Annotated in this window: 19 protein-coding genes and 1 riboswitch; of the genes, 7 read left to right on the forward strand and 12 right to left on the reverse strand. The window is 74.1% G+C overall.

From position 1 onward, the window contains the following. Nucleotides 1–95: 95 nt before the first annotated feature. Complete coding sequence (locus ABTY61_RS17715) at nt 96–860, forward strand: VOC family protein (RefSeq protein ID WP_350505918.1); 765 nt, start codon at nt 96–98, stop codon at nt 858–860. On the opposite strand, the gene lnt is transcribed toward ABTY61_RS17715, so the two are convergent. Together lnt and cobN are read right to left on the reverse strand one after the other, a co-directional pair. Then, complete coding sequence (gene lnt / locus ABTY61_RS17720; protein ID WP_350505919.1) at nt 836–2,443, reverse strand: apolipoprotein N-acyltransferase; 1,608 nt, start codon at nt 2,441–2,443, stop codon at nt 836–838. The genes ABTY61_RS17715 and lnt overlap by 25 nt on opposite strands. 247 nt (nt 2,444–2,690) lie before the next feature. Further along, nucleotides 2,691–6,329: a cobaltochelatase subunit CobN gene (cobN, locus tag ABTY61_RS17725; protein ID WP_350505920.1), complete on the reverse strand. Its 3,639-nt coding sequence runs from the start codon at nt 6,327–6,329 to the stop codon at nt 2,691–2,693. 157 nt (nt 6,330–6,486) lie between these two features. Next, a riboswitch (cobalamin riboswitch) is annotated at nt 6,487–6,572 on the reverse strand. Between the two features lie 270 nt (nt 6,573–6,842). On the opposite strand from cobN, the gene ABTY61_RS17730 reads away from it, so the two are divergent. Genes ABTY61_RS17730 through ABTY61_RS17740 form a run of 3 tightly spaced genes read left to right on the forward strand, consistent with a single transcriptional unit; the run spans nt 6,843 to nt 10,260 of the window. Then, entirely contained in the window at nt 6,843–8,108 is a 1,266-nt protein-coding gene (locus ABTY61_RS17730; protein WP_502895344.1) for a ferredoxin-like domain-containing protein, read from the forward strand. Beyond that, nucleotides 8,105–8,731 (forward strand): precorrin-8X methylmutase, encoded by a 627-nt coding sequence (locus ABTY61_RS17735; RefSeq protein WP_350505922.1) that lies wholly within the window; start codon nt 8,105–8,107, stop codon nt 8,729–8,731. Before ABTY61_RS17730 ends, ABTY61_RS17735 begins: the two co-directional genes overlap by 4 nt. Next, entirely contained in the window at nt 8,728–10,260 is a 1,533-nt protein-coding gene (locus tag ABTY61_RS17740) for a precorrin-2 C(20)-methyltransferase (RefSeq protein WP_350505923.1), read from the forward strand. The genes ABTY61_RS17735 and ABTY61_RS17740 overlap by 4 nt, the downstream gene beginning before the upstream one ends. Nucleotides 10,261–10,386: 126 nt before the next feature. Here the strand turns inward: ABTY61_RS17740 and ABTY61_RS17745 are convergent, their stop codons facing one another. Continuing rightward, nucleotides 10,387–12,126, reverse strand: coding sequence for a TIGR03767 family metallophosphoesterase (locus tag ABTY61_RS17745; protein ID WP_350505924.1), 1,740 nt, complete (start codon nt 12,124–12,126; stop codon nt 10,387–10,389). Nucleotides 12,127–12,438: 312 nt separating this feature from the next. Between ABTY61_RS17745 and ABTY61_RS17750 the strand changes: the two genes are divergently transcribed. Together ABTY61_RS17750 and ABTY61_RS17755 are read left to right on the forward strand one after the other, a co-directional pair. Next, on the forward strand, nt 12,439–13,629 hold the full coding sequence (locus tag ABTY61_RS17750) for a cobalt-precorrin-5B (C(1))-methyltransferase (protein ID WP_350505925.1): 1,191 nt from the start codon (nt 12,439–12,441) through the stop codon (nt 13,627–13,629). A gap of 173 nt (nt 13,630–13,802) precedes the next feature. Continuing rightward, nucleotides 13,803–15,332 carry a UDP-N-acetylglucosamine 1-carboxyvinyltransferase gene (locus ABTY61_RS17755; RefSeq protein ID WP_350505926.1) on the forward strand — a complete coding sequence of 510 codons (1,530 nt, stop codon included), beginning with the start codon at nt 13,803–13,805 and terminating at the stop codon, nt 15,330–15,332. A gap of 182 nt (nt 15,333–15,514) precedes the next feature. Here the strand turns inward: ABTY61_RS17755 and ABTY61_RS17765 are convergent, their stop codons facing one another. The 5 genes from ABTY61_RS17765 to ABTY61_RS17785 form a co-directional block, all read right to left on the reverse strand. Continuing rightward, nucleotides 15,515–16,033: a DinB family protein gene (locus tag ABTY61_RS17765; protein WP_350505927.1), complete on the reverse strand. Its 519-nt coding sequence runs from the start codon at nt 16,031–16,033 to the stop codon at nt 15,515–15,517. A 57-nt stretch (nt 16,034–16,090) separates the two neighbouring features. Next, entirely contained in the window at nt 16,091–16,858 is a 768-nt protein-coding gene (locus tag ABTY61_RS17770) for a cobalt-precorrin-6A reductase (protein WP_350505928.1), read from the reverse strand. Continuing rightward, entirely contained in the window at nt 16,855–17,616 is a 762-nt protein-coding gene (gene cobM / locus ABTY61_RS17775; protein WP_350505929.1) for a precorrin-4 C(11)-methyltransferase, read from the reverse strand. Before cobM ends, ABTY61_RS17770 begins: the two co-directional genes overlap by 4 nt. Then, the gene (gene cbiE, locus ABTY61_RS17780) at nt 17,613–18,854 is read right to left on the reverse strand and encodes a precorrin-6y C5,15-methyltransferase (decarboxylating) subunit CbiE (RefSeq protein ID WP_350505930.1); all 1,242 of its coding nucleotides are present in this window, start codon (nt 18,852–18,854) and stop codon (nt 17,613–17,615) included. Before cbiE ends, cobM begins: the two co-directional genes overlap by 4 nt. Before the next feature lie 176 nt (nt 18,855–19,030). Then, nucleotides 19,031–19,495 (reverse strand): gamma-glutamylcyclotransferase family protein, encoded by a 465-nt coding sequence (locus ABTY61_RS17785; protein ID WP_350505931.1) that lies wholly within the window; start codon nt 19,493–19,495, stop codon nt 19,031–19,033. A 133-nt stretch (nt 19,496–19,628) separates the two neighbouring features. Between ABTY61_RS17785 and ABTY61_RS17790 the strand changes: the two genes are divergently transcribed. Further along, nucleotides 19,629–20,672, forward strand: a complete 1,044-nt coding sequence (locus tag ABTY61_RS17790) for an EamA family transporter (RefSeq protein ID WP_350505932.1) — start codon at nt 19,629–19,631, stop codon at nt 20,670–20,672. A 31-nt stretch (nt 20,673–20,703) separates the two neighbouring features. On the opposite strand, the gene ABTY61_RS17795 is transcribed toward ABTY61_RS17790, so the two are convergent. From ABTY61_RS17795 to ABTY61_RS17810, 4 genes are all read right to left on the reverse strand, one after another. Further along, nucleotides 20,704–21,267, reverse strand: coding sequence for an EF-hand domain-containing protein (locus tag ABTY61_RS17795; protein WP_350505933.1), 564 nt, complete (start codon nt 21,265–21,267; stop codon nt 20,704–20,706). A gap of 158 nt (nt 21,268–21,425) precedes the next feature. Further along, entirely contained in the window at nt 21,426–23,174 is a 1,749-nt protein-coding gene (locus tag ABTY61_RS17800) for a dipeptide ABC transporter ATP-binding protein (protein WP_350505934.1), read from the reverse strand. A gap of 14 nt (nt 23,175–23,188) precedes the next feature. Next, the gene (locus ABTY61_RS17805; RefSeq protein WP_350505935.1) at nt 23,189–24,181 is read right to left on the reverse strand and encodes an ABC transporter permease; all 993 of its coding nucleotides are present in this window, start codon (nt 24,179–24,181) and stop codon (nt 23,189–23,191) included. Between the two features lie 121 nt (nt 24,182–24,302). Beyond that, on the reverse strand, nt 24,303–26,057 hold the full coding sequence (locus ABTY61_RS17810) for an ABC transporter substrate-binding protein (RefSeq protein WP_350505936.1): 1,755 nt from the start codon (nt 26,055–26,057) through the stop codon (nt 24,303–24,305). Nucleotides 26,058–26,169 lie beyond the last annotated feature (112 nt).

Consider the following 26,169-nt stretch of genomic DNA (forward strand, 5'->3'; position numbering starts at 1 on the left):
ACAAGCAATCTGATGCTTCATCGAATCCGTGCCGCGGCACCGCCCGAGAGCCCGGTCCCCGCGATCCCGCCCCTGAGAGTCAAGAGCCGAGAGCCATGAAGCAGACCTCCGTCACCACCAACGCCCCCTGCTGGGTCGAGCTGGGCACCGACGACCCGGCCGCCGCGCGGACGTTCTACGCCGAACTGTTCGGCTGGCGCCCCGACAGCGAGGTCCGACCCGAGGACGCCGACTACACCCAGATGTTCCTCGGCGCGGCCCCGGCCGCCGCCGTCACCCCGCGGTACGCCCCGCAGCAGCCGACGGCCTGGACGGTCGCCTTCGCGGTCGCGGACGCCGAAGCCGCCGCGGCGAGGATCAAGGCGGCCGGCGGAGCGGTCCGCAAGGAGCCCACCGACGTGTCCGACCTCGGCCGCTTCTCGGTGGCCGCCGATCCGTCCGGCGCGGTCTTCATCCTCTGGCAGGCCCGGGCCTTCGCGGGTGCCGGGGTGTTCAACGAGCCCGGCTCACTGGGCTGGGTGGAACTGGCCACCCGGGACGCGTCCGGAGCGAGGGCCTTCTACCCGGCGGTCTTCGGCTGGTCCGTCGCGTCGTCCGAGCACTACACCCAGTGGGGCCTGGACGGCCGGGACTTCGGCGGGATGCTGGTGATGGACGACCGCTTCCCGCCCCAGGTGCCGCCGCACTGGCTGCCGTACTTCGCGGTCGGCGACGTCGACAACACGGTCGGCCGGGCGGTCGCCATGGGCGCGGAGGTGATGCTGCCGGCCTACTCGATGCCGGGCGGCCGGCGGATCGCCGTCCTGCGCGACGCCCAGGGCGCCGCGTTCGGGATCTACCGCGACGGCGCGGAGGTCTGAGCGTCCGGCCCACCTGCGGATGCGCGCCGCCGGGCGGAGCGCGAGCGCCAGGCCGCCGCCCCCGCGCCGGCCGTGACCAGCAGCGCGCCCAGCGGCACCACGTCGCCGATCCGGTCGTACCAGGTCAGCGTCCCGGGCGCGGTGAGCGGCAGCCGTACGGTCAGCGCGCCGGTGGAGTCGGTGCCGAGCCGGGCGAGCTGCCGGCCCTGGGCGTCGAAGGCGGCGGAGACCCCGGTCAGCGAGGCCTGGACGGCCGGGCGCCCGGTCTCGGAGGCCCGGATCGCGGCCAGCGCGACGTGCTGCTCGGGTGCCCAGGTGTGCTGGAAGGTCGAGGTGGAGGACTGGTAGACCAGCACCCGGGCGCCGTCCCGGGCGGCGGTGCGCGCCATGTCCGGGAAGGCCGACTCGAAGCAGATCAGGGCGCCGACCGGCAGCGGCCGGCCCGAGCGGTCGGTGGCCGGCAGCACGTGGAAGGCGGTGCCGGGGGCCCGGTTCTCGCCCGCGGCCCGGCTGACCCCGGCGATCCAGCCGAGGAGGGGCCGGAGCGGGATGTACTCGCCGAAGGGCACCAGCCGGATCTTGCGGTAGCGGTCCACCACCCCCGCCGGGGAGACCAGCACCGCGTCCTTGGAGATCCGCCCGTCCGCCTTGCGGGCGTCCTCCCCGGCCATCACTTCGGCGCCGGTGGTGACGGCGAGTCGGCGCAGCGTGTCCAGGGCGGCCGGGTCGTGGTCGAGGTCGGCGGTGGTGCTGCTCTCGCCCCAGACCACCAGGTCGACCGGCTGCCCGACCAGGCCGGCGGTGGCCCGGGCGCTCGCGTCGAAGCGGGCCTGCGGGTCCTCGACGATGCCGGGCTGGACGAGCGCCACCGTGACCGCCCCGGCTCCGACCGGTGCCGGGCGCAGCGCGAACAGCAGCGGACCGGCGGCCAGTACCAGGGCGGTCACCAGCGCCGCGACCGCCCGGGGCCGTCGGGGCACCGTCGTCAGGATGATCAGTACCCCGGTGTTGACGGCCGCCACCGCGGCGCTGACCAGCCAGATCCCGCCCGCCGAGGCGAGTCCGAGGATCGCCGGGTGCTGCCACTGGGTGGCGCCGAGCAGCGCCCACGGCCCGCCGAGCGCGTGCCAGGAGCGCGCGTACTCGGTGCTCACCCACACCGCGGGGACGACCAGCAGGGCGAGCAGCGCCCGCCGGGTGGTCAGCGGTGGGCGCAGCAGGCGGTGCGCCGCGTACCCGACCGGTGCCTGCAGCATCCCGAACAGCACGGCGAGCACCGGCAGCGCCGGTCCGACGGAGGGGACCAGCCAGTACATCGCGGTGAGGATGAACCCCGCCCCGAACCACCACCCGCGCACCGCCGCCTCCCGCCCCGACGGTGCCCGCTGGGCGAGTGCCAGTCCGGGGACGAGTGCGACCCAGGCGAGCCAGGCCTGTCCCGGCGCCGGGAACGCCACCACCGGTACGGCCCCGGCCGCCAGCGCGGCGAGCCGCGCCCGGTACCGGTGCGGTGCGTGCGGCTCCCGTTCGTCCGTCGGGGCCGTGCTCTGGGCTGGACTGGCGGGAGCGGTGCGGCGCGGCATGCCCCGTATTGTCCGCTCGGGCGACGGCCGGTGCCAGATGGCGGCACGCGCGGTTGACGCCGGTCCTCGGAACGGTGCCGGTCATTGGAACAAATGGACCGATACCGTACTCAACAGCGGCCTGCCGCACCCCCCCGGCACGGCGGTAGCCGACCGCGCCTCCGACAGCCGGAGGAGCCCCGACCCGACGGCGGCCGGCCGCGCCCCCCCGGAGGAGCGCGGCCGGCCGCCGACCGGGCGGAGGGCGTCAGCCCTCGTCACCCTCCAGGTCGCCCTCGGTCTCCAGGAACGCGGCCTGCAACTGCTCGATCAGCTGCGGGTCCGGCTGCTCCCACAGCCCGCGGCTCGCCGCCTCCAGCAGGCGCTCGCTGATCCCGTGCAGCGCCCACGGGTTGGCGCCCGCCAGGAACTCGCGGTTGACCGGGTCGAGGACGTACTCCTGGGTCAGCTTCTCGTACATCCAGTCCGCGACCACGCCCGTCGTGGCGTCGTAGCCGAACAGGTAGTCGACCGTCGCGGCCATCTCGAAGGCGCCCTTGTAGCCGTGGCGGCGCATCGCCTCGATCCAGCGCGGGTTGACCACCCGGGCGCGGAAGACGCGGGCGGCCTCCTCGGTCAGGGTGCGGGTGCGGACCGTCTCCGGGCGGGTCGAGTCGCCGATGTAGGCGGTCGGGGCCTTGCCGGTGAGGGCGCGCACGGTGGCCACCATGCCGCCGTGGTACTGGAAGTAGTCGTCCGAGTCGGCGATGTCGTGCTCGCGGGTGTCGGTGTTCTTCGCGGCGACGGTGATCCGCTTGTACGCGGTCTCCATCTCCTCGCGCGCCGGGCGCCCGTCCAGGCCGCGGCCGTACGCGTAGCCGCCCCAGACGGTGTAGACCTCGGCGAGGTCGGCGTCGGTGCGCCAGTCCCGGCTGTCGATCAGCTGGAGCAGGCCCGCGCCGTACGTGCCCGGGCGGGAGCCGAAGACGCGGACGGTGGCCTTGCGCTCGTCTCCGTGCACCGCGAGGTCGGCCTGGACGTGGGCGCGGACGAAGTTGTCCGCCGCCGGCTCCTCCTGGGCGGCGGCCAGGCGCACCGCGTCGTCCAGGAGGGCGACCACGTGCGGGAAGGCGTCCCGGAAGAAGCCGGAGATGCGCAGCGTGACGTCGATGCGCGGGCGGCCGAGCTCGTCGAGCGGGATCGGCTCCAGGCCGGTGACCCGGCGGGAGGCGTCGTCCCAGACCGGCCGGACGCCGAGCAGGGCGAAGGCCTCGGCGATGTCGTCGCCGGCGGTGCGCATCGCGCTGGTGCCCCAGAGCGAGAGTCCGACCGAGGGCGGGAAGGCACCGTCGTTGTCGGCCCGGTAGCGCTCGACCAGCGAGCTCGCGAGCGCCTGGCCGGTCTCCCAGGCGAGCTTGCTGGGGACGGCCTTCGGGTCGACGGAGTAGAAGTTGCGGCCGGTCGGCAGCACGTTGACCAGGCCGCGCAGCGGCGAGCCGGAGGGGCCGGCCGGGACGAAGCCGCCCTGGAGCGCGTGCAGTACGGCGTCCAGCTCGTCGGTGGTGGCGGCCAGCCGCGGCACCACCTGGGTGGCGGCGAAGGTCAGCACCGCGCGGACGGGCTCCTGGACGGCCTCGGGCAGCTCGGCGGCGACCTTCTCCACCGCCTCGGGGGCCCAGTCCTGCGCCTCCATGGCCTCGACCAGGGCACGGGCCTGGGCCTCGGCCGCGTCGGTGGCGCCGAGGGTGAGGGCCGCCTCGTCCAGGCCGAGGGCCTCGCGCAGGCCGGGCAGCGCGCTGACGCCGCCCCAGATCTGCCGGGCGCGCAGGATGGCGAGCACGATGTTGACCCGGTCGGTGCCGGCCGGGGCCTGGCCGAGGACGTGCAGGCCGTCCCGGATCTGGGCGTCCTTGACCTCGCACAGCCAGCCGTCGACGTGCAGCAGGAAGTCGTCGAAGCCGTCGTCCTCGGGGCGCTCGTCCAGGCCGAGGTCGTGGTCGAGCTTGGCGGCCTGGATCAGGGTCCAGATCTGGGCACGGATCGCGGGCAGCTTGGCCGGGTCCATCGCGGCGATGTTGGAGTGCTCGTCGAGCAGTTGCTCCAGGCGCGCGATGTCGCCGTAGGAGTCGGCGCGGGCCATCGGCGGGACGAGGTGGTCGACGAGGGTGGCGTGGGCGCGGCGCTTGGCCTGGGTGCCCTCGCCCGGGTCGTTGACCAGGAAGGGGTAGATCAGCGGGAGGTCGCCGAGGACGGCGTCCGGGCCGCACTCGGCGGACAGCGCGGCGGTCTTGCCGGGCAGCCACTCCAGGTTGCCGTGCTTGCCGAGGTGGATGACGGCGTGGGCGCCGAAGCCGCCGTCCTCCTGGGTGGCCTGGATCCAGCGGTAGGCGGCCAGGTAGTGGTGGCTGGGCGGCAGGTCCGGGTCGTGGTAGATCGCGACCGGGTTCTCGCCGAAGCCGCGCGGCGGCTGGATGAGCACCAGCAGGTTCCCGGAGCGGATCGCGGCGAGCACGATGTCGCCGTCCGGGTTCTGCGATCGGTCCACGTACAGCTCGCCGGGGGCCGGGCCCCAGTGCTGCTCGACCTGTTCGCGCAGGCCCTGCGGGAGGGTGGCGTACCAGCGGCGGTAGTCGGCGGCGGGGATGCGGACCGGGTTGCGGGCCAACTGGTCCTCGGTGAGCCAGTCCTGGTCGTAGCCGCCGGCCGCGATCAACGCGTGGATCAGCGCGTCGCCCTCATGACCGTCGTCCTCACCGCCGTCGGTGGCGGCGTTGAAGCCGGGCAGCTCGGAGCCGAGGTCCATGCCCTCCGCGCGCAGCCGCTCCAGCAGGCGCATCGCGCTGGCCGGGGTGTCCAGGCCGACGGCGTTGCCGACCCGGGAGTGCTTGGTCGGGTAGGCGGACAGCACCAGGGCGAGGCGGCGCTCGGCGGCCGGGACGTGCCGCAGCCGGGCGTGGCGGACGGCGGTGCCGGCGACGCGGGCGGCGCGCTCCGGGTCGGCGGCGTAGACGGTCAGGCCGTCCTCGTCCAGCTCCTTGAAGGAGAACGGGACGCTGATCAGGCGGCCGTCGAACTCGGGCACCGCGATCTGGGTGGCGGTGTCCAGCGGGGACAGGCCGTCGTCGCTGGCCTCCCACTGGGCGCGCGACCAGGTCAGGCAGAGCGCCTGGAGGATCGGGCGGTCGAGGGCGGCGAGCGCACCGGCGTCCCAGGCCTCCTCGTCGCCGCCGGCCTGGGCGTCGGCCGGGCGGGTGCCGCCGGCGGCGAGCACCGTGGTGACGATCGCGTCGGCCTCGCCGAGCGCGGCCAGCAGCTCGGGCTCGGCGCCGCGCAGCGAGGCGCAGTAGTAGGCCTTCGCCCGGGCGCCCTGGTCCTCGACGGCCCGGCAGAGCGTCTCCACGAAGGCGGTGTTGCCGCTCATGTGGTGGGCGCGGTAGTAGAGCACCGCGACGGTGGGGCCGTCACTCGTACGGGCTTCGCGCTCCAGCGGGCCCCAGGCCGGGGCGGAGGCGGGCGGGGCGAAGCCGTGGCCGGTGAGCAGCACGGTGTCGGAGAGGAAGGCGCCCAGCTCGGCCAGGTTGGCGGCGCCGCCGTGGGCGAGGTAGGCGTGCGCCTCGGCGGCGATGCCGGCCGGGACGGTGGACAGCTCCATCAACTGGGCGTCGGGGGCCTGTTCACCGGTCAGCACGACCACCGGGCGGGGGCCGGCCAGCAGTGCGTCCAGGCCCTCCTGCCAGGCGCGGCGACCGCCGAGCAGCCGGACCACGACCAGTTCGGTGCCCTCCAGCAGTGCGGGCAGGTCCTCGGGGGTCAGCCGGGCCGGGTTGCCGAGCCGGTACGGGACCGGTCCGGTCGCGGCGCGGGCGCTGAGCAGGTCGGTGTCGGACGTCGACAGCAGCAGGATCATGCGAAGGCCCTCCCGGCCTCTTCGGTGGCCAGGATGGCCGCGGTGGTGGCCGGGTCGGCCGCGGTGGTGGCCGGTGGAACGGGCGCGGGCATGCGACAGCGCTGGTGCATTTCTGCCTTCCTCGGGGTCCGCGCCCCGGGCCGGTGGAGGACGGCGGGAGTTCCTGGCTCCCGCGGCCGACCGGTCTCCCGGTGAGCCGCGATCACAGTGGCGGGACCGCACCGGGCTTGCACCGGTTTCCTCCCCTGCGCCGTCGCTGGCGTCGGACGGCCCGCTGGGGACCGTCCGCCTGCATCGTACGGGGTGCGGCTGACCTGGGGGAGGGCCAGCTCCGCCCGGCCCGGCGCGCGGACGGCCTGCCGCCCGGCGCACGGACGGGCTGTCGCCCGGCGCACGGACGGGCGCACGGTGCTCACGGGTGCCGGACGGGGGCCCGGGTGGGCCCCCGCCGTGCTGCCGGACGTGCCGCGGGGTGTGATGCAGCGGACGGAGGCAAGCGATCGGATCATCTGTATGCTCGCCGCCATGCCACCGACACCCGACGCCACCGCGCCGGGCGCCGCCGTGCCCGACCGGGGGCACGCCGACGCCTGCCCCGGCGCGCTCCGCCTGCACACCGCCGACGACGGCGGGCTCGCCCGGGTCCGGCTGCCCGGAGGTCTGCTGACGGACCGTCAGGCGCTGGCCCTGGCCGAGGCCGCGGAGGCCCTGGGCGACGGGGAGTTGGAGACCACCTCGCGCGGCAACGTCCAACTCCGCGGCCTGGCGCCGGACTGCGGGGCCGAACTCGCCGACCGGCTGCGCGCCGTCGGACTGCTGCCCTCGGACACCCACGAGCGGGTGCGCAACATCGTCGCCTCGCCGCTGGCCGGGCTGGACGCGGCCGGGACCGCCGATGTGCAGGCCTGGGTACGGGAACTGGACGCACGGCTGTGCGCGAACGACTGGGCGGCCGGGCTCTCCGGCAAGTTCCTGTTCGCGCTGGACGACGGGCGGGGCGACGTCGCCGCGCTCGACGCCGATGTGACATTGATCGCAGCTCCGCGCGGCCCCGCCCTGCTGCGGCTCGGCCGGGGCGACCACGGGCATCCGGTCGAGGCCGGGCAGGAGGTGACGGCCGTGCTGGACGCGGCCCGTGCCTTCCTGGACGCGCTGCGCGGCGCCGGCCGCGCGGCCTGGCACCTGCGCGAGGTGCCCGAACTGCTGCCGGCCGGCACCGTACCGCTGCCCGGGTTCGCCGGGACCGCCGTCGCCGCCCCGATCGGGGCGCTGCCCGGCGGGCTCTCGGTGGGCCTGCGCTTCGGGCGGGCGAGCGGGGCGCAGTGGCGCGCGCTGGTCGCCGCCTCGGCCGGCGAGCTGCGGCTGACCCCCTGGCGGGGCGCGGTGCTGCCCGGTGCGCCGGCCGACCGGCTGCCGGCGCTGGCGGCGGCCGGGTTCCGGACCGAACCCGGCTCGGCCTGGGAGCGGGCCAGCGCCTGCACCGGGCTGCCGGGCTGCGCCAAGTCGCTGGCCGACGTGCGGGCCGACGCGGCCCGGGCGCTGGACGGCGGGGCGTCGGCGCCCCGGGGTGGCGGACTGCCCGTCCACTGGTCGGGTTGCGAACGCCGCTGCGGCCACCCGGCCGGGCAGTGGGTGGACGTGCTCGCCACGGGGCAGGGCTACCGGGTGACGGTGAACGGGCCGGCCGCGACCGCGGGCACCCCCGCGGGCGTTCCGGTGGATGTGACGAACGAGGAGATGGCCGCGGCGGTCGTCGAGGCCAGGAGGACCACGAAGTGATCGAGTACGAGAAGGACGGCGCGTCCATCTACCGCCAGTCCTTTGCCACCATCCGCGCGGAGGCCGATCTGGCCGCCCTCCCGGCGGACGTCTCCCAGGTCGCGGTGCGGATGATCCACGCCTGCGGGATGACCGATCTGGTCGAGGACCTGGTGTACTCGCCCGGCGTGGTCGCCTCGGCGCGCGCTGCGCTGCGCGCCGGTGCGCCGATCCTGTGCGACGTCAACATGGTGGCTAGCGGGGTCACCCGCAAGCGGCTGCCCGCCGACAACGAGGTGATCTGCACCCTCACCGACCCGTCGGTGCCCGAGCTGGCCCGCGCCATGGGCAACACCCGCAGCGCGGCGGCCATGGAGCTGTGGCTGCCCCGGCTGGAGGGCGCGGTGGTGGCCGTCGGCAACGCGCCGACCTCGCTGTTCCGGCTGCTGGAGATGATCGAGGCGGGCGCACCGCGCCCGGCCGCGGTGATCGGCGTCCCGGTCGGCTTCATCGGTGCCGCCGAGTCCAAGCAGGCCCTTGCCGAACACCCCTCCGGCCTGGAGCACTTGGTGGTGCGCGGTCGGCGCGGTGGCAGCGCGATCGCCGCCGCCGCCATCAACGCGATTGCGAGCGAAGTAGAGTGACTGATCGTCAGATAGTCGATGGCCCCGAGGGCGTCGGTCGGCTGTACGGCGTCGGGCTCGGCCCGGGCGACCCCTCGCTGGTGACCGTCCGCGCGGCCGAACTCATCGGCAAGGCCGACGTGGTGGCCTACCACAGCGCCCGGCACGGCCGTTCCATCGCGCGCTCGATCGCGGAGCGCTACCTGACGGGCGGTCAGATCGAGGAGAAACTGGTCTACCCGCTCACCGTCGAGACCACCGACCACCCGGGCGGCTACCGGGGCGCGTTGGACGAGTTCTACGAGGCCGCCGCCGCCCGGCTGGCCGCCCACCTGGACGCCGGGCGCGACGTGGTCGTACTGGCCGAGGGCGACCCGCTGTTCTACGGCTCCTACCAGCACATGCACAAGCGCCTCGCGCACCGCTACCCGACCGAGGTGGTGCCCGGCGTGACCTCGGTCAGCGCGGCCGCTGCCCGGCTCGGGCAGCCGCTGACCGAGGCCGAGGAGACCCTCACCGTCATCCCGGGCACGCTGTCCGAGGAGGAGCTCACGGCGCGGATCGCCTCCGCCGACTCCGCGGTGATCATGAAGCTGGGCCGCACCTTCCCGACCGTCCGGCGGGCGCTGGAGCGGGCGGGCCGGCTGGAGGACGCCCAGTACGTCGAGCGCGCCTTCATGGAGGGGGAGCGGATCGCCCCGCTCGCCGAGGTCGACGGGGAGAGCGTCCCCTACTTCTCCGTCGCGGTGCTGCCGAGCAAGGTCGCGCCGCTGGAGCCGGCCGTACGGCTCTCGAACGGAGTCGGCAGCGTGACCGTGGTCGGCACCGGGCCGGCCGGTCCGCTCTGGCTCACCCCGGAGGCGCGCGGCGCCCTGGCCGAGGCCACCGACCTGGTCGGCTACACCACCTACCTGGACCGGGTGCCCGAGCGGCCGGGGCAGCGGCGGCACGGCTCGGACAACAAGGTCGAGTCGGAGCGCGCCGAGTTCGCCCTGGACCTGGCCCGGCGCGGGCACCGGGTCTGCGTGGTCTCCTCGGGCGACCCGGGGGTGTTCGCGATGGCCACCGCCGTGCTGGAGGTCGCCTGCGAAGCGGACTACCGGGACGTGCCGGTGCGGATCGTCCCCGGGATGACCGCCGCGCACGCGGCCGCCTCCCGGGCCGGCGCCCCGCTCGGGCACGACTACGCGGTGGTCTCGCTGTCGGACCGGCTCAAGCCCTGGGACGTGGTGGCGAAGCGGCTGCGCGCCGCGGCCGAGGCGGACCTGGTGCTCGCGCTGTACAACCCGGGCTCGAAGTCCCGCACCACCCAGGTCGGTCTGACCCGGGACCTGCTGTTGGAGTACCGGGCTCCGGAGACCCCGGTGGTGATGGCCCGCGACGTCGGCGGGCCGACCGAGCGGATCCGGATCGTCCGGCTGGGCGAGCTGGACCCGGCGCTGGTCGACATGCGGACCATCCTGCTGATCGGCTCCTCGCAGACCCAGGCGGTCGAGCGGGGCGGCGAGCTGGAGGTCGTCTGGACGCCCCGGCGGTACCCGGAGGCGTGACGGCCGACGACTGATCGCCGGCGGATGTCGGCGAACAGATAACAGCGAACAGATAACAGCTGACAGATGATGAAATCTGTCAGCTGTTATCTGTCATTCGTCAGCCGTCACCCCGCCCGCCGGCCGTCACCGGGTCGGCTTGGCGATCAGCAGCTCGGTGTTGTGGTCCTCCCCGGCGCCCAGCAGGGCCGAGACCCGCCCGTTGGGATCGTTGTACGCCAGCTCGCGGTACAGCGAGGCCAGGTTGGTGTCCGAGGTGCTGCCGAAGTCCGTGGCGTACGGCGCGGAGGACTCGATCAGCGTGGTGAACAGCGACAGCGTGCCGTCCCCGTTGTCCGCGATCTCGATGATCCGCCCGTGCTGCGGGTAGTCGATGTGCGAGGCGGTGTTGATCTCCCAGAACGCCCGCTCCGGCACCGCGTGGCCGTGTGCCGTGATCTTGTTCATGTGGGTGTGTCCGTTCACCCAGCCGACCACGTTCGGGTACCGCTGCAGCAGGGTGACCAGCTCGTTGCCGTCGTGCCGCTTCTCGAAGACGTTGCGCGGGTCGGGCAGCAGGTTGCCCATCGAGCCGCTGGTGTGGTGGCTGAACACGAGGATCAGGTCGTCGGTGCTGCCGCCGTTGACCCGGTTCCCGTTGGTGTCGTACCAGTGCCCGCTGTGGTTCTTCAACTGCTGCTCCAGCCAGCGCAGTTGAGCGGTACCCAGCGAACCGTCGGCGAACCCGGCCTGGTTGGTGGTGTCCAGGCTGATGCCGAGGACCTTCTCCGAGATCCGGAAGGTGTAGTAGAGCTTGCCGCTGCTCACCATGTCCGAGGTGAAGCCGTGCCCGTACGGGCCGGCGCCGGTGACGGCCGGGTCCAGGTGGGCCTTGGCGAACTGCTTGAGCGTGAACGGGTGCCGGCGCTCGTCCGGGGTGACCCGGCGCACCGCCTCGCCGTTCGCGAGCAGCTTGCCGAGCAGCAGGACGGCGCCCGCCGGGTCGCGCCGCAGCGAGTCCATCAGCTGGGCGGCGGTCGCGTCGTCGCAGCCCTCCAGCTTGAGCCCGCCCGTGTAGAGCTCGTTGAGCAGCCCGAAGTCCGGCAGCGAGCCCTCGATGCTGTCGTCGTGGTTGCCGACCGTGGTGTACCAGGGGGTGTTCAGGCCCGGGGCGTCGAAGGGCCGGCCGGCCGCGGACAGGAAGCCGGGCACCTGCGGGAAGCCCTTCGCCTTGTAGACGTCGTCGTAGGCGAGTTCGGGGTTCCAGAAGGCCGAGTTGCCGGAGTTCTGCACACCCTCGTAGCGGGTCGGGTCGCCGGTGTTCTGGGCCATCCGCCCACCGCCCATGACGGTGAGGTACCAGTCGAGTTCGGCCAGCTCGTGGTTGTCGGTGTTGTCACCGGTGGCCATCACCAGGCTGAACGGCATCCCGGTGTAGGGGCCGCCGTCGAGCGAGTTGACCCGCTCGACGAGGGCCGAGACGCCGCGGGCGTTCAGGGCCTCCTGCGGCCGGTAGGCGCTGTCGTTGAACTTGGCCAGGAACTCGAAGCGCACCGGGGACTCGGTGTCCACCAGGTGCAGGTCGCTGAACTGGACGAAGCTGGCCAGCCCGGTACGGCGGTCGTCCCGACCGGAGCCCGGCGCCGCGAGGTCCCCGCGTACCATGAGCGGCCATCCCGGCCCGGCCGTCAGGCGCTTGTAGGAACCGGTGCCGGTCGGCGTGGCCACCTGCTCCAAGGTGGTCCCGGCGACGTTGACGGCCCGCGCGGCCGTGGTCGCCAGTGCCCGCTCCCGACCGGCGGCCGAGGCGAACTGCGCGCCGCCCAGGGACAGGGCCGACCAGGCGGCGGCCACCGAGGTGCCGGTCAGGAACGTGCGACGTCTCATGCCTGCCACAGAAACCCCCACATACTGGCGGCCCGGCCGGATGCCCCGGTCGCCGGGCCGCGTCATGAACCCGCTAAATAACGGAGCGACAGATTACTCGCCGGTAGTCGCACGGAGCGAGACCCGTGCGAAGAACAATTCGAGAACGCCGGGAGGCGCCCCGCTCCCGCCGCGAGCCCGGCCGCGAGCCCGCCCGTCCTCGGTCGCGCCCCCGCCCCGGGCGCCGCGCGGCCGGGCCGATGGGGGAGAATCGGCTGGTCCGGCCGGGGTGGCCGGGGCGGGCGTGATCGGAAGTGCGGAAGCGAGGCGCAGGTGGCCGCAGCGGGAGCCGGGGCGGGAGGCCGGGCCGGCCAGCTGAGGAGCAGCGGCCTGCGGCACGGTTGGACGACGGGCGCCTGTGCCACCGCCGCCACCAAGGCCGCGTACACGGCGCTGCTCACCGGCGAGTTCCCGGACCCGGTGACCGTCACCCTCCCCAAGGGCCAGCAGCCCGCCTTCGCCCTCGCCGCCGAGGAGCTGATCTTCGCCGGGGAGTCGACCGCCGGGGAGTCGAACACTGCCGGGTGGCCGACCGCCGGGCAGCCGACCGCCGCCATGGCCGGGGTGGTCAAGGACGCCGGCGACGACCCCGACGTGACCCACGGCGCCCTGATCCGCGCGACCGTGCGGCTCGGCGAACCGGGCGCCGGCGTGGTGTTCCGGGCCGGCCCCGGGGTCGGCACGGTCACCAAGGCCGGCCTGCCGCTGGCGGTCGGCGAGCCCGCGATCAATCCGGTGCCCCGGCAGATGATCCGCGACGCCGTGGCCGAGGTGGCGGCGGCGCACGGCGGCAGCGGGGACGTGGTGGTCGAGGTCTCGGTCGACCACGGCGCGGAGATCGCCCGTTCGACCTGGAACCCCCGACTCGGCATCCTGGGCGGGTTGTCCATCCTGGGCACCACCGGGATCGTCGTCCCCTACTCCTGCTCGGCCTGGATCGACTCGATCCGCCGCGGCGTCGACGTGGCGCGGGCGGCCGGGCGCACCCATGTGGCGGGCTGCACGGGTTCGACCTCGGAGAAGGTCGCGGTCGCGGTGCACGGACTGCCCGAGGACGCGCTGCTCGACATGGGCGACTTCGCCGGGGCCGTCCTCAAGTACCTCAAGCGCCACCCGGTGCCGCGGCTGACCATCGCGGGCGGCTTCGCCAAGCTGTCCAAGCTCGCCCACGGGCACCTCGACCTGCACTCGGCGCGCTCCCAGGTGGACAAGGGCTACCTGGCCGAGCTGGCCCGGCGGGGCGGGGCGGACGAGGAGCTGGCCGCGGCGGTGGCGGCGGCCAACACCGGCCTGGAGGCGGTGCAGTTGTGCCGGGCGGCCGGGGTGCCGCTGGGGGACCTGGTCGCCGAGGCGGCCCGGGCGACGGCGCTCGGGGTGCTGCGCGGCTCGCCGGTCGCGGTGGACGTCATCTGCATCGACCGCGCGGGCACCGTCGTCGGCCGGGCGGAACCGCTCGGAGCCTGAGCGGCGTCAACTCGACTGGCTCGCCCGCTGGCTCACCCGGGCAGCGGTACCTCAGAACTATCGTGCGGTGATGTGAAGATCCAGGGCTCATACGGGGCGAGAAACGGACAAAAGTGACGCCGCGCCCGCTCGTGGTTCTGGTGCCATCTCAACCATGAGATATGGTCTGCCGAGTGACAGGCGACTACCTCACCCGTATCGGCACCCTCATCCGTACCGCGCGCCAGCACCGCGGCTGGTCCCAGGCGCAGCTCGGCGAGGCGCTCGGCACCAGCCAGAGCGCGGTCAACCGCATCGAGCAGGGCAAGCAGAACGTCAGCCTTGAGATGATCGCGCGCATCGGCGACGCCCTCAACAGCGAGATCGTCTCCCTCGGCTACTCCGGTCCGATGCACCTGCGGGTCACCGGCGGAACCCGCCTCTCCGGTGCCATCGAGGTCCGCAGCAGCAAGAACGCCTGCGTCGCGATCCTCTGCGCCTCGCTGCTGACCACCGGCCGCACCACGATCCGCAGCGTCGCCCGGATCGAGGAGGTCTACCGAATCCTCGAGGTGCTCACCAGCATCGGCGTCAAGAGCCGCTGGCTGAACGACGGCCGCGACCTCGAACTCACCCCGCCGGCCGAGCTCGACCTCGCCGCGATGGACGTCGAGGCCGCCCGCCGCACCCGCAGCGTGCTGATGTTCCTCGGCCCGCTGATGCACCGCGCCCAGCGCTTCGCCATCCCGTACGCCGGCGGCTGCGACCTCGGCACCCGCACCGTCCAGCCGCACCTGACCGCGCTGCGCCGCTTCGGCCTGGAGGTCGCCACCACCGGCGGTGCCTACCACGCCTCGGTCGAGCCGGGCACCCCGCTGGACCGTCCGATCGTGCTGACCGAGCGCGGGGACACCGTCACCGAGAACGCCCTGCTGGCCGCCGCGCGGCACGACGGCGTCAGCGTCATCCGCAACGCCTCGCCCAACTACATGGTCCAGGACCTCTGCTTCTTCCTGGAGAAGCTGGGCGTCCGGATCGAGGGCATCGGCACCACCACCCTCACCGTCCACGGCGTCCCGCAGATCACCTGCGACGTCGACTACACCCCCGCCGAGGACCCGGTGGAGGCGATGAGCCTGCTCGCCGCCGCCGTCGTCACCTCCTCCGAGCTGACGATCCGCCGGGTGCCGATCGAGTTCCTGGAGATCGAGCTCGCGGTGCTGGAGGACATGGGCCTCGACTACGACCGGACCCCGGAGTACCGGGCCCACAACGGCCACACCCGGTTGGTCGACCTCACCGTGCGCCCCTCCAAGCTGAACGCGCCGATCGACACCATCCACCCGATGCCGTTCCCCGGCATCAACATCGACAACGTGCCGTTCTTCGCCGCCATCGCCGCGGCCGCGCACGGCACCACGATGATCCACGACTGGGTCTACGACAACCGCGCGATCTACCTCACCGAGCTGACTCGGCTCGGCGCGGACGTCAAGCTGCTCGACCCGCACCGCGTGCTGGTCCAGGGCCCGACCCGCTGGCGCGCCGCCGAGATGGTGTGCCCGCCCGCACTGCGCCCGGCCGTGGTCATCCTGCTCGCGATGCTCGCCGCCCAGGGCACCTCCGTCCTGCGCAACGTCTATGTCATCAACCGCGGTTACGAGGACCTCGCCGAGCGCCTCAACTCGATCGGCGCCCAGATCGAGACCTTCCGCGACATCTGACGGCCCATCACCCTGCCGACCGGCCCGGCTCGTTGAGTCCGGTCAGCAGGATCGCCACGTCCAACCCGGTGTTCAGGTACTCCACGAACACCGGGTTGTTCAGTGCCCAGGGCGACCGCCGCTCCCGGATCAGCCGGACCGCCCGGATCGCCCCGTCCGGTTCCGCCGGCCCGCCGGTGCGGCTACTCGCCCGTGCTGCCGTCGAGGTGCTCGCGCAGCAGGTCGGCGTGGCCGTTGTGGCGGGCGTACTCCTCGATCATGTGGGTGAGGATCCAGCGCAGCGAGAACACCTCCTCGCCGTGGTGGCCCAGGACGTCCAACGACTCTGCGGCGGCGACGAGTTCCCGGGCGTGGTCGCACTCGCGGCGCCAGGCGGCGAAGGCCTCCGCCGGGTCGGCGGTCTCCACGTCGAACTCGGCGAAGCTGCCGTCGGGATGCATCCAGAAGCCGGGCCGGCCTTCGCCGGCGAGGACGTTGCGGAACCAGCTGCGCTCCACCTCGGCGAGGTGGCGGACCAGCCCGAGCAGGGAGAGCCCGGAGGGTGCCAGGACCCGGGTGCGCAGCTGCTCGGTGGTCAGGCCGGCGCACTTCAGCGCCAGGGTGTCCCGCTGGAAGTCCAGGAAGCTGGCCAGGGTGGCCCGTTCGTCGGCCGTCTGCAGGGTGGTGGTGCGCGGGGTGGCGGTGGGCTGAGTATTGGTCATCGGGCCATCGTGCCTCATGGCCTGAGCGTCCGGCCGATATTATTCTGCGGGCGAGTGCTACCCCAACTGATCCAACCAGCGCGCCGCGCCCGGCACGTCCGCTGCGACCGGCACGCCCTCCGGCACCGGCGGGCGCTCCACCACGACCACGGGCAGGCCGAGTTCGCGGGCGGCGGTGAGCTTGGGCGCGGTCGCGGCGCCCCCGCTGTCCTTGGTCACGACCACGTCGATCCGGTGCTCGCGCAGCAGCGCCCGCTCGCCGTCGAGGGTGAACGGGCCGCGGTCCAGCAGGACTTCGAGCGAGGGCGGCAGCGGCGGCTCCGGCGGGTCCACCGAGCGGGCCAGGAAGTGCAGCCCGTCCAGGTGGGCGAAGGCGGCGATGCCCTGGCGGCCGGAGCTGAGGAAGACCCGCCGACCGAGCCCCGGCAGCAGCGCGGCCGCGGCCGCCAGTGAGGGGACGGGGTGCCAGCGGTCCCCGGGGACGGGCGCGAAGCCGGGGCGGCGCAGCACCAGCAGCGGCACACCGGTGGCGGCGGCCGCGAGGGCGGCGTTGTGCGACATCCCGGCGGCGAAGGGGTGGGTGGCGTCGACCACGGCGTCCACCGCCTCGGCGCGCAGCCAGGCGGCGAGCCCGTCCGGGCCGCCGAAGCCGCCGATCCGCACCTGCCCGACGGGCAGCCGGGGCTGCGCGACCCGCCCGGCCAGCGAACTGGTGACCCGCAGGCCCGGCCGGCCGTCCAGCGCGGCGGCCAGCGTCCGCCCCTCGGTCGTCCCGCCGAGGATCAGCACGTGGGCGGGTGCGCGGGTACGGCCGTCGGGGGTCATGCGCCGCAGGGCTCGTGCGGCCGCTCGCGGTCCGCGGAGTAGAGGTGGCTGTCGCGGAACTGCTCGGCGGCGAGCGTGCGGCCGACGAGGATGACGGCGGTGCGCACCACGCCCGCCTCCTTGACCTGCCCGGCGATGTCGGCCAGCGTGCCGCGCAGCACCAGCTCGTCGGGGCGGCTGGCCATCGCGACCACGGCGGCGGGGCAGTCGGCGCCGTAGTGCGGGAGCAGCTGATCGACCACGTCGTCCACGTAGCCGGCGGCCAGGTGCAGCACCAGCAGGGCGCCGCTGCGGCCGAGGGTGGCGAGGTCCTCGCCCTCCGGCATCGGGGTGGCGCGCTTGGCGATCCGGGTGAGGATGACGGTCTGGCCGACGGTCGGCACCGTCAACTCCCGCTTGAGCGCGGCCGCGGCGGCGGCGAAGGCCGGCACCCCGGGGACCACCTCGTACGGCACGCCGGCCGCGTCCAGTCGGCGCATCTGCTCGGCGACGGCGGAGAAGACGGACGGGTCGCCGGAGTGCAGTCGGGCCACGTCCCGGCCCGCCTCGTGCGCGGCGACCAGCTCGGCGATGATCTGGTCCAGGTTGAGCTGGGCGGTGTCGACCAGGCGGGCGCCGGGCGGGCACTCGTCCAGCAGCTCGCGCGGGACGAGGCTGCCGGCGTAGAGGCAGACCTCGGCGCGGGCCAGGACGCGTTGGCCGCGCAGGGTGATCAGGTCGGCGGCGCCCGGGCCGGCTCCGATGAAGTAGACGGTCACGAGGCGTCCTCCTGGGGGGTTTCGGGCTTGACGGCGGACCACTGGGTGACCGGCATGGCCTGCCGCCACCCGGTGAAGCCGCCGACCGGGACGGCGTGGGCGACGGCCAGTTTGACCAACTCGCCTCCGTGGCGCCGGTACCACTCGGTGAGCAGCGCCTCGGACTCCAGTGTCACGGTGTTGGCGACCAGTCGGCCGCCGGGGCGCAGGGCGGCCCAGCAACTGTCCAGCAGGCCGGGGGCGGTGAGGCCGCCGCCGATGAACACGGCGTCGGGGACGGGGAGTTCGGTGAGTGCCTCGGGGGCGCGGCCGGTCACCACCCGGAGCCGGGGCACGCCCAGCGCGGCGGCGTTGTGCTCGATCCGCTCGGCCCGGACCGGGTCGCGCTCGATGCTGACGGCCCGGCAGTCGCGGTGGGCGCGCAGCCACTCGATGGCGATCGAGCCGGAGCCGCCGCCGACGTCCCAGAGCAGTTCGCCGGGGGAGGGGGCGAGAGTGGCCAGGGTGGCGGCGCGGACGTGCCGCTTGGTGAGCTGGCCGTCGCTCGCGTACGCGGTGTCGGGCAGGCCGGGCACGAGCGAGCTGCGCGGACCCTCGCCGAGTTCGACGGCGATCAGGTTCAGCGGGTCGCCGGGCGGGTGCGGCCAGTCGTCGGCCCGGCCGTCGAGCTCCCGTTCGCGGGCGGTGTCGCCGAGCTGCTCCAGCACGCGCAGCCGGGCGGTGCCGAAGCCGTGCTCGGTGAGCAGCGCGGCGACGGTGGCCGGGGTGGCGGCGTCGGCGCTGAGCACCAGCAGGCGGCGGCCCGGGTGGAGGGCGAGCGCGAGGGTGGCCGGCGGACGGCCGACCAGGCTGACCACCTCGGTGGCCTCCAGCGGCCAGCCGAGCCGGGCGCAGGCGTAGGAGACGGAGGAGGGGTGCGGCAGGACGCGCAGCCGTTCGGCGCCGACGACCTCGGCGAGGGTGCGGCCGATGCCGAAGAACATCGGGTCGCCACTGGCCAGCACGGCGATGCGGCGTCCGGCGTGGTCGGCGATCAGCCCGGGGACGGCCGGGCGCAGCGGGGACGGCCAGGGGAGGCGCTCGGCGGGGACGGCGTCCCGGGGGAGCAGTTCCAGCTGCCGGGGACCGCCGATGACGACCTCGGCGGACTGCAGCGCGGTCCGGGAGGTGGCGGCGAGTCCGGGCCAGCCGTCGGCCCCGATCCCGACGACGGTGATCGGAGGGGGCAGCTCGGGCACCGGGTGGCTCCTCGTCGTTCGTTCCTGCTGGCCGGGGCAGCCTACCTGGCGGTATTCGGGCGGGATCCGGCGAGGTGACGGCTTCCGGGCGGCGGGCCGCCGGTCGGCTGACAAGTTTCAACTTTCAGATTTCAGATGTTGAAATCTGAAATCTGAAATCTGAAAGTTGTCAGTTGTCAGTTGTCACCTGCCGGCCCGCACCGGTCGCCCCAGTCCCCCGAGGGGATCAGCGCGGGCCGGGCCCGCAGCCGCGCCTCGGCCGCCGGTCCGGCGAGGTAGACCCAGGCCTCGCACGGTTCGCCCGCCGGCGTCCGGACCGTCAGCCGGTGGCGTACATACAGCCCCGTCCCGTCCGCCCGGCAGTCCTCCAGCCGGTCCAGCGCTGCCAGCGCCTCGGGGTACGCGCCGGGGCGCACGGTGACGAGTTCGCCCACGATCCGGCGCCCGGGCGTCGGGTCCGGCACCGCGTACGGGTACCCCGGTCCGTCGTGCAGGGCGGCGCCCTCCAGCACCGCCGGACGGATTCCGGCGCAGCGTCCGGCCAGGTGGACGGCGTGGTTGCGGCCACCGCTGCGCAGGGTGCCGTACACGAAGAACGGCAGCGCCGGCTCCGCCGGTGGGGCCTGCTCGGGCGCGGACACGGGTTCGACCTCCTGGCTGGGGGAGCGCCCACGGTACGTCGCGCCGACCGGTCCGTGGAACCGACTGGCGCGACAGGCCGTCGATGCGCTGTCATATCGGATGTTCGGCCAGCACCGTCCTAGGGGGACACACATGACATCGCCCGCCTCGCCATCACCGGCAACGACCCCCGGCAGCACCCCGGTCGGCCCCGCCGGCGCGGCTCCTGGCCCCACCCCCAATCCCAGGCCCGCCACCGCCCGGCTCTCCGGCGCCGTCTGGGCGGCCCTCGCGGTGGTCTACGTGGTCTGGGGCTCGACCTACCTCGCGATCCGGATCGTCGTCGAGACGATGCCCTCCTTCTTCTCCGCCGCCGCCCGCTTCCTCACCGCCGGTCTGCTGCTGGTCGGCTACCTGCTGATCCGCCAGGGCCCGGCCGGTCTGCGGGTGAGCGGCCGCCAGCTGGCCTCCGCGGGCCTGGTCGGCCTGCTGCTGCTGACCGGCGGCAACGGCCTGGTGGTGCTCGGCGAGACCTCCGTCCCCTCCGGACTGGCCGCCCTGCTGGTGGCCGCCGTGCCGCTCTGGATGGTCGTGCTGACGGCCTTCGGCGGCGGGGAGCGCCCGAAGCGCGCCGAGCTCACCGGGGTGCTGCTCGGCCTGGTGGGCCTGGGAGTGCTGTCCGCCCCGGCGATCGGCGGGTCGATCGCGCCGCTCGGCGTGGCCCTGATCATCGGCGCCACGCTGAGCTGGGCGCTCGGCTCGTTCGCGAGCAAGAAGATCCCGATGCCGGGCAACGTGCTCGCCGCGAGCGCGTACCAGATGCTGGCCGGTGGCCTGTGCGACCTGCTGGTCGGTCTGGCCCGCGGTGAGCAGCACGGCTTCGACCCGGCGGCCGTCTCCGGCCGGTCCTGGCTGGCGCTCGCCTACCTGGTGCTGTTCGGCTCGCTGCTGGCCTTCACCGCCTACGCCTGGCTGCTGCGCTCGGCCCCGCTGACCCTGGTCGGCACCTACGCGTACGTGAACCCGGTGGTCGCGGTGCTGCTGGGCTGGCTGGTCCTGGCCGAGCCGCTGACCGGCCCGACCCTGGCGGGCGGGGCGATCGTGGTGGTCGGGGTCTGCCTGGTGGTGAGCGTCAGCCGGCGTCCGGCCGGGCAGCGCCCGGAGCGTCCGGTGGAGGAGCGGTCCGGGCGCTGCTGAGCCGGTCGGCCGGGTCGGACCCGGCTGCCGGTCAGAGCGTGTGCGGCGGCTTTCCCGTCCACCAGTTCCCCGGCGCCTCCGGGTCGCGGCTGGTCCAGTACTCGATGATGGCGCCGGTGAACTCCTCGGCGGACAGCGTGCCGTCCCCGTCGAGGTCGAGGTGGCGGAAGGCCTCCTCGGCGTCGTCGCGGCAGAGCCCGGCGAAGTGGCCGCGCTGGAAGACGAAGAACTCGCCGGCGTCCACCGTCCCGCTGCGGTCGGCGTCGGCGACGGCGAGGAAGGAGCCGGCCAGGGCGCCGAAGATCTCCCGGGCGGCCTCCGGGTCGTCGGCGAGGGTGGCGGTCGCGGCGACGAACTGCTCGCGGGTGATCGCCTCCGTCCCGGCGGGCTTTCCGGCGAGGTGCAGGTCGTGCCAGACCGTCAGGTAGGCGCGGACGATGACGGCCTCCGCCTCCGAGCCCTCCTGGTGGCCGAGCGAGCGGGCCACCGAGTGGCCCATCAGCACGTGGTCCCGCTCGGTGAGCAGCCCGTCGCCGTCGGCGTCGAGGTGGTCGAAACCGTGATGGATCTTCGCGATGAGCAGGTCGTCCGACAATGTGCCCCCTCCGGTGGCATCCGTGCGGCACGTCGAGTGACGGCACGTCGCCAGCACGCTAACGCCTGGAACCGCGCTCGCGCAGCCGAACGACAGCCGAACGCCGGCGCCCGCCGCCGCACCGATCGGCACCGGCTACGCGCACGGGCCGCCGGCCGTCAGTGCGCCGCCGCCAGCAGCTCCCTGGTGTACTCGGTGTGCGGCGCCGCGAACAGCCGCTCCCGGTCGGTCGACTCGACCAGCCGCCCCCGGTGCATCACCGCCACCCGGTCGCAGAAGTGCCGGACCACCGCGAGGTCGTGCGAGACGAACAGGAAGGCGACGCCGAGCCGTTCGCGCAGCTCCATCAGCAGGTTGAGCACCTGCGCCTGCACCGACACGTCGAGCGCCGAGACCGGCTCGTCCGCGATGATCAGGCGCGGCTCGGGCGCCAGCGCCCGGGCGATGCCGATCCGCTGCCGCTGCCCGCCGGAGAACTCGTGCGGGTAGCGGTCCAGGTACCCGGCGGGCAGCCCGACCTGCTCCAGCAGCGCGGCCGCGCGCTCCCGCCGCCGCGCCGCGTCCAGCGCGGTGTGCAGCCGCAGCGGGGTGTCGAGGGTCTGGGCGACGGTGCGGCGCGGGTTGAGCGAGGCGTACGGGTCCTGGAACACCAGCTGGATCTCCCGGCTGAGCCGGCGCCGCAGCTCCCGGCCCGGGCGGGTGACGTCGTGGCCGTCGTACCGCACCCGTCCGCCGGTGGGGCGCTGCAGTCCGGCCAGCACCCGCGAGGTGGTGGACTTGCCGGAGCCGGACTCGCCGACCAGTCCGACCGTCTCGCCCGGTGCGATCCGCAGGCTCACCCCCTCCACCGCCCGGACCGGCTCGGCCCGGAGCGAGGGGAGGCTCCGCCGCCCGGGGAAGTGCACGGAGAGGTCCTCCACCTCGACCAGCCACCGCTCGGGGTGCTCGGGGCGCCCGACCGCGGCCGGCCGGGGTGCGAACCTCCGTGTCGGTGACGGATCGTCAACTGTCGGCAGGGCACTGCCCGGTACCGAGTCCAGTCGCAGCGCCGCGCCCACCAGGGCGCGGGTGTACGGCCGGCGCGGGGCGGCCAGCAGCTCGGCGGTCGGTGCGGACTCGACCTCGGCCCCGTCGCGCAGCACCAGCGTGCGGTCCGTCGTCCCGGCGACCACGCCGAGGTCGTGGCTGACCAGCAGCACCGCGGTGCCGTGCTCGCGCTGCAACTCGCCCAGCAGGTCGAGGACCTGGCGCTGGACCCGGGCGTCCAGTGCGGTGGTCGGCTCGTCCGCGATCAGCAGTTGCGGGTCGTTCATCAGTGCCATCGCGATCATCACCCGCTGCCGCATCCCGCCGGAGAACTGGTGCGGGTAGTCGCGCAGCCGGGTGGCCGGGATGCCGACCCGGTCGAGCATCGCGGCCGCGCGCCGCCGGGCCTCGGTGCGCCCGGCCTCCGGGTGGTGCAGCCGGTACATCTCGGCGAGTTGGGCGCCGACGCCGTGGAAGGGGCTGAGCGAGGTGAGCGCGTCCTGGAAGACGAGGGCGGCCCGGCCGCCCCGCACCCCGCGCAGCACGGATTCCTCGGCACCCACCAACTCCCGCCCGCCCAGCCGGACCGAGCCGCCGACGGTGGTGGTCCGTGGGTCGTGCAGGCCGAGCACGGCCAGTCCGACGGTGGACTTCCCGGAGCCGGACTCGCCGACCAGGCCGAGGACTTCACCCGCCGCGAGGTCGAAGGACAGGCTGCGGACGGCGGTCACCGGAGCGCCGCCGCGCGGGTCGGCGAACTCGACCGTCAGGTCCCGCACACTGAGCACCGGCTCGGCAGCCTCCGGCTCGGCGGCCACCGCCTGGGCATCCACCGCCTGGGCATCCACCGCACGACCTCCCTGGGGATCAAGAGACTTCATCGTTCCGGCTCCTCTCAGCCCAGCCTGATGCGCGGGTCGAGCCAGGCCACCGCCAGGTCCGCCAGCGCGACGAACAGCACCACGAAGCAGGCGGCGAGCAGCACCGCGCCGACCACGGCCGGCAGGTCCTGCCCGGACACCGCCTGGGCGGCGAACCGCCCGACCCCGTTCAGCCCGAACACCGTCTCGGTGATCACCGCCCCGCCGAGCAGCACCCCGGCCTCCAGCCCGAGCAGCTGCACCAGCGGACCGGCGGCCCCGCGCGAGGTGTACTTCAGGTGGGCGCGCAGTCGCCCCAGCCCCTTGCCGCGGGCCGTGCGGACGTACTCCTCGTTCATCGTCTCCAGTAGCTGGGAGCGTGAAAGCCGGGCGAAGACGGCCGAGTTGACGAATCCGAGGACGAGCCAGGGGAGCAGCATCCCGCCCGCCCAGGCCGCCGGATCCTCGCCCGGCGGGGTGTAGGAGGGCAGCGGCAGCAGGCCCGTCGAGTACACCAGCGCCCACTGCGCGAGGTAGCCGAGGAAGTAGATCTGCACGCTCGCGCCGACCAGGGTGAAGCCGGACAGCAGTCGGTCGGTGCGCCGCCCGTGCCGCAGCGCGGAGACGAATCCGGTGCCGAGGCCGAGGACCAGCAGCACGGCGAGCGCCCCGGCGGTCAGTGAGAAGGTGACCGGCAGGTGCTCGGCCAGCGCCTCGGTGACGGGCTGGTGCAGTCGGTAGGAGTAGCCGAGGCAGGGGGCCGCGCAGTGGATGACCGAGCCGTCCACGTCGTTGATGTCCCGTCCGGCGACCACGCCGACCAGGTAGTCGGTGTACTGGGCGAGCAGCGGCTGGTCCAGGCCCATGCTCTGGCGCACCGCCGCGATCTGCCCGCTGTCGCAGCGCGGGCCGCAGGCGGCCCGGGCCGGATCGGCGGGCGCGGCGTAGAAGAGGGCGAAGGCGGCGGCGGAGACCGCGACCAGGACGCCGAGCGCCTGGAGGGTCCGCCGCAGGGCGAAGGAGAGCATGGCCGATCCGGGGTCGACGGGACGGGGACGGGGACGGGACGGGGGCGGGGGCGGGGGCGGGGCCCGTTCCCGCAGCCGGAGCAGCAGGAGCGCCCCAGCAGCGGGAACAGGCCTCAGGCCATTACGACTTCAGGTACAGCCAGGTCAGCCCGACCGCCCCGTAGATCGGGTGGATGAACGCCCCGCCGACGTTGCTGCCGCGCAGCTGGTTGACGGTCGGGTAGGTGAGCGGCAGTACCGGCAGGTCCTTCATCACGGTCTGCTCCAGCGCGTACAGCTCCTTGGCCTTGGCGCGCGGCTCGCCGATCTGGTTGATCCGGTCGATCTCCTTGTCGACCGCCGGGTTGCGGTAGCGCGCCGAGTTGATGTCGCCGCCCGCCCGGCCGTCGAAGGAGAACGGGATCAGCGTGGACGGGGTCGGCCAGTCGACGGAGCTGGTCTCCTCGAACAGGTCGTACGGCGAGTCGGCCCGGTGCACCTCGTCCAGGAAGGCCTTGGGGTCGATCGGCTTGGGCACCACGGTGATGCCCGCCTTGCCGAAGCCGTCCACCAGCACCTGGGCGACGCGCTGCCCGTCCGGGGTGTTCTTGTACCCGTAGGTCAGGCTCGCCGGCGCGTGCTCGGCCTTGGCGAGCGCGACCTTGGCGGCCTCGGGGTCGCCCTCCGGCTTGGCCGGGTTCAGGTCGTACTTCTGCCAGTCGATCAGCGCGGGCGAGCTGAGCGTGGTGGCCAGCTCGCCGGTCCGGGAGCCGCCCTGGACCTGCCGGGCCTGCTGGCGCGGGTAGGCGAGGTTCAGTGCCCGGCGCACCTGGACGTCCGGCACCCGCTCGTTGTTGATCACCAGCTGGCTGACGAAGGCGCCCCGGCGGCCGGAGACGATCAGGCCCTTGGCCTTGGGGTCGGTGTCGGCGGCCTGGTACAGCTCGGGGGAGAGCTCGTCGGAGGCGGTGGTGGCGTTGGCGCCGCCGTCCCGCCCGGAGAGGATCTCCTGGTTGCCGTTGAGCGCCTCCTTGCCGTACGTGAAGACGAACTTGTCCGGGTACTGGTTGCGGATCGGGTCGGTCTCCGCCTTCCAGGCCGGGTTGCGCTCCAGCACCATGCGGGTGTTCTGGACGTGTTCGGCGATCCGGTACGGGCCGGTGGCGAACGGCAGCCGGTCGTAGTCGGTTCCGGTGTCCTTGTCCCGGCGCACCGGCGAGGAGGAGGACTGCGCGGCCATGTACGGCACGTCGGCCTGCGGCTGCGGGAAGTGGAAGACGAGGGTGCGTTCGTCCGGGGTCTCGATCGCGGCGAGGTCGCCGTCCTGCGGGCCGGCGTACTTGGCGCGGGCCGCCTCGTAGTCGGCCTCGCCGGTGAGCCACTGCGGCCAGTACGGCGGGCCGACCTCGTAGCCCTTGCCGAAGGTGCGCTCGATGCCGTACTTGACGTCCTGGGCGGTGACCGGCTTGCCGTCCTCCCAGGCCACGCCCTCCTTGAGCCGGTACGTCCAGGTGCGCCCGCCGTCGGTCGAGGTGCCGGTATCGGTGGCCAGGTCACCGACCAACTTGGCCTGTCCATCGACGATCTGGTACTGCGTCAGCTGGCGTCCCCAGAGCAGCGAGGCGTTGTAGGAGGCGCCCGCGTAGACCTTCTGCGGGTCCAGGTGCCGGAACTCGACGCTGTTGTACACGTTCACCGTGCCGCCCGGGCGGGCGCCGGGGACGGCCGGGGCCGGGCCGGCGCTGTCCTTCTCGGTGCCGAGCGCGGCGGTCAGCGGGGAGGTCTCCTTGGTCGGGGCCGCGCCGGCGGCGGAGCCGGTGCTGCCTGCGCCGGCCGAGCAGGAGGTCGCCAGCAGGGCGGTGGCGATGACGGCGAGCGACGGTTTGGTCCAGCGCATGGCGAATCTCTCCTTGCCCCGGCGCGTTCGGGCCGGGGAGGGCTCAGAAGGTTGATCGGACGGAATCAGACGGAATCAGGTGGAATCGGACGGAATCAGGAGTCGGACGGAA

The sequence above is a fragment of the Kitasatospora sp. NPDC096128 genome (assembly GCF_040303105.1).
Classification (GTDB): Bacteria; Actinomycetota; Actinomycetes; order Streptomycetales; family Streptomycetaceae; genus Kitasatospora.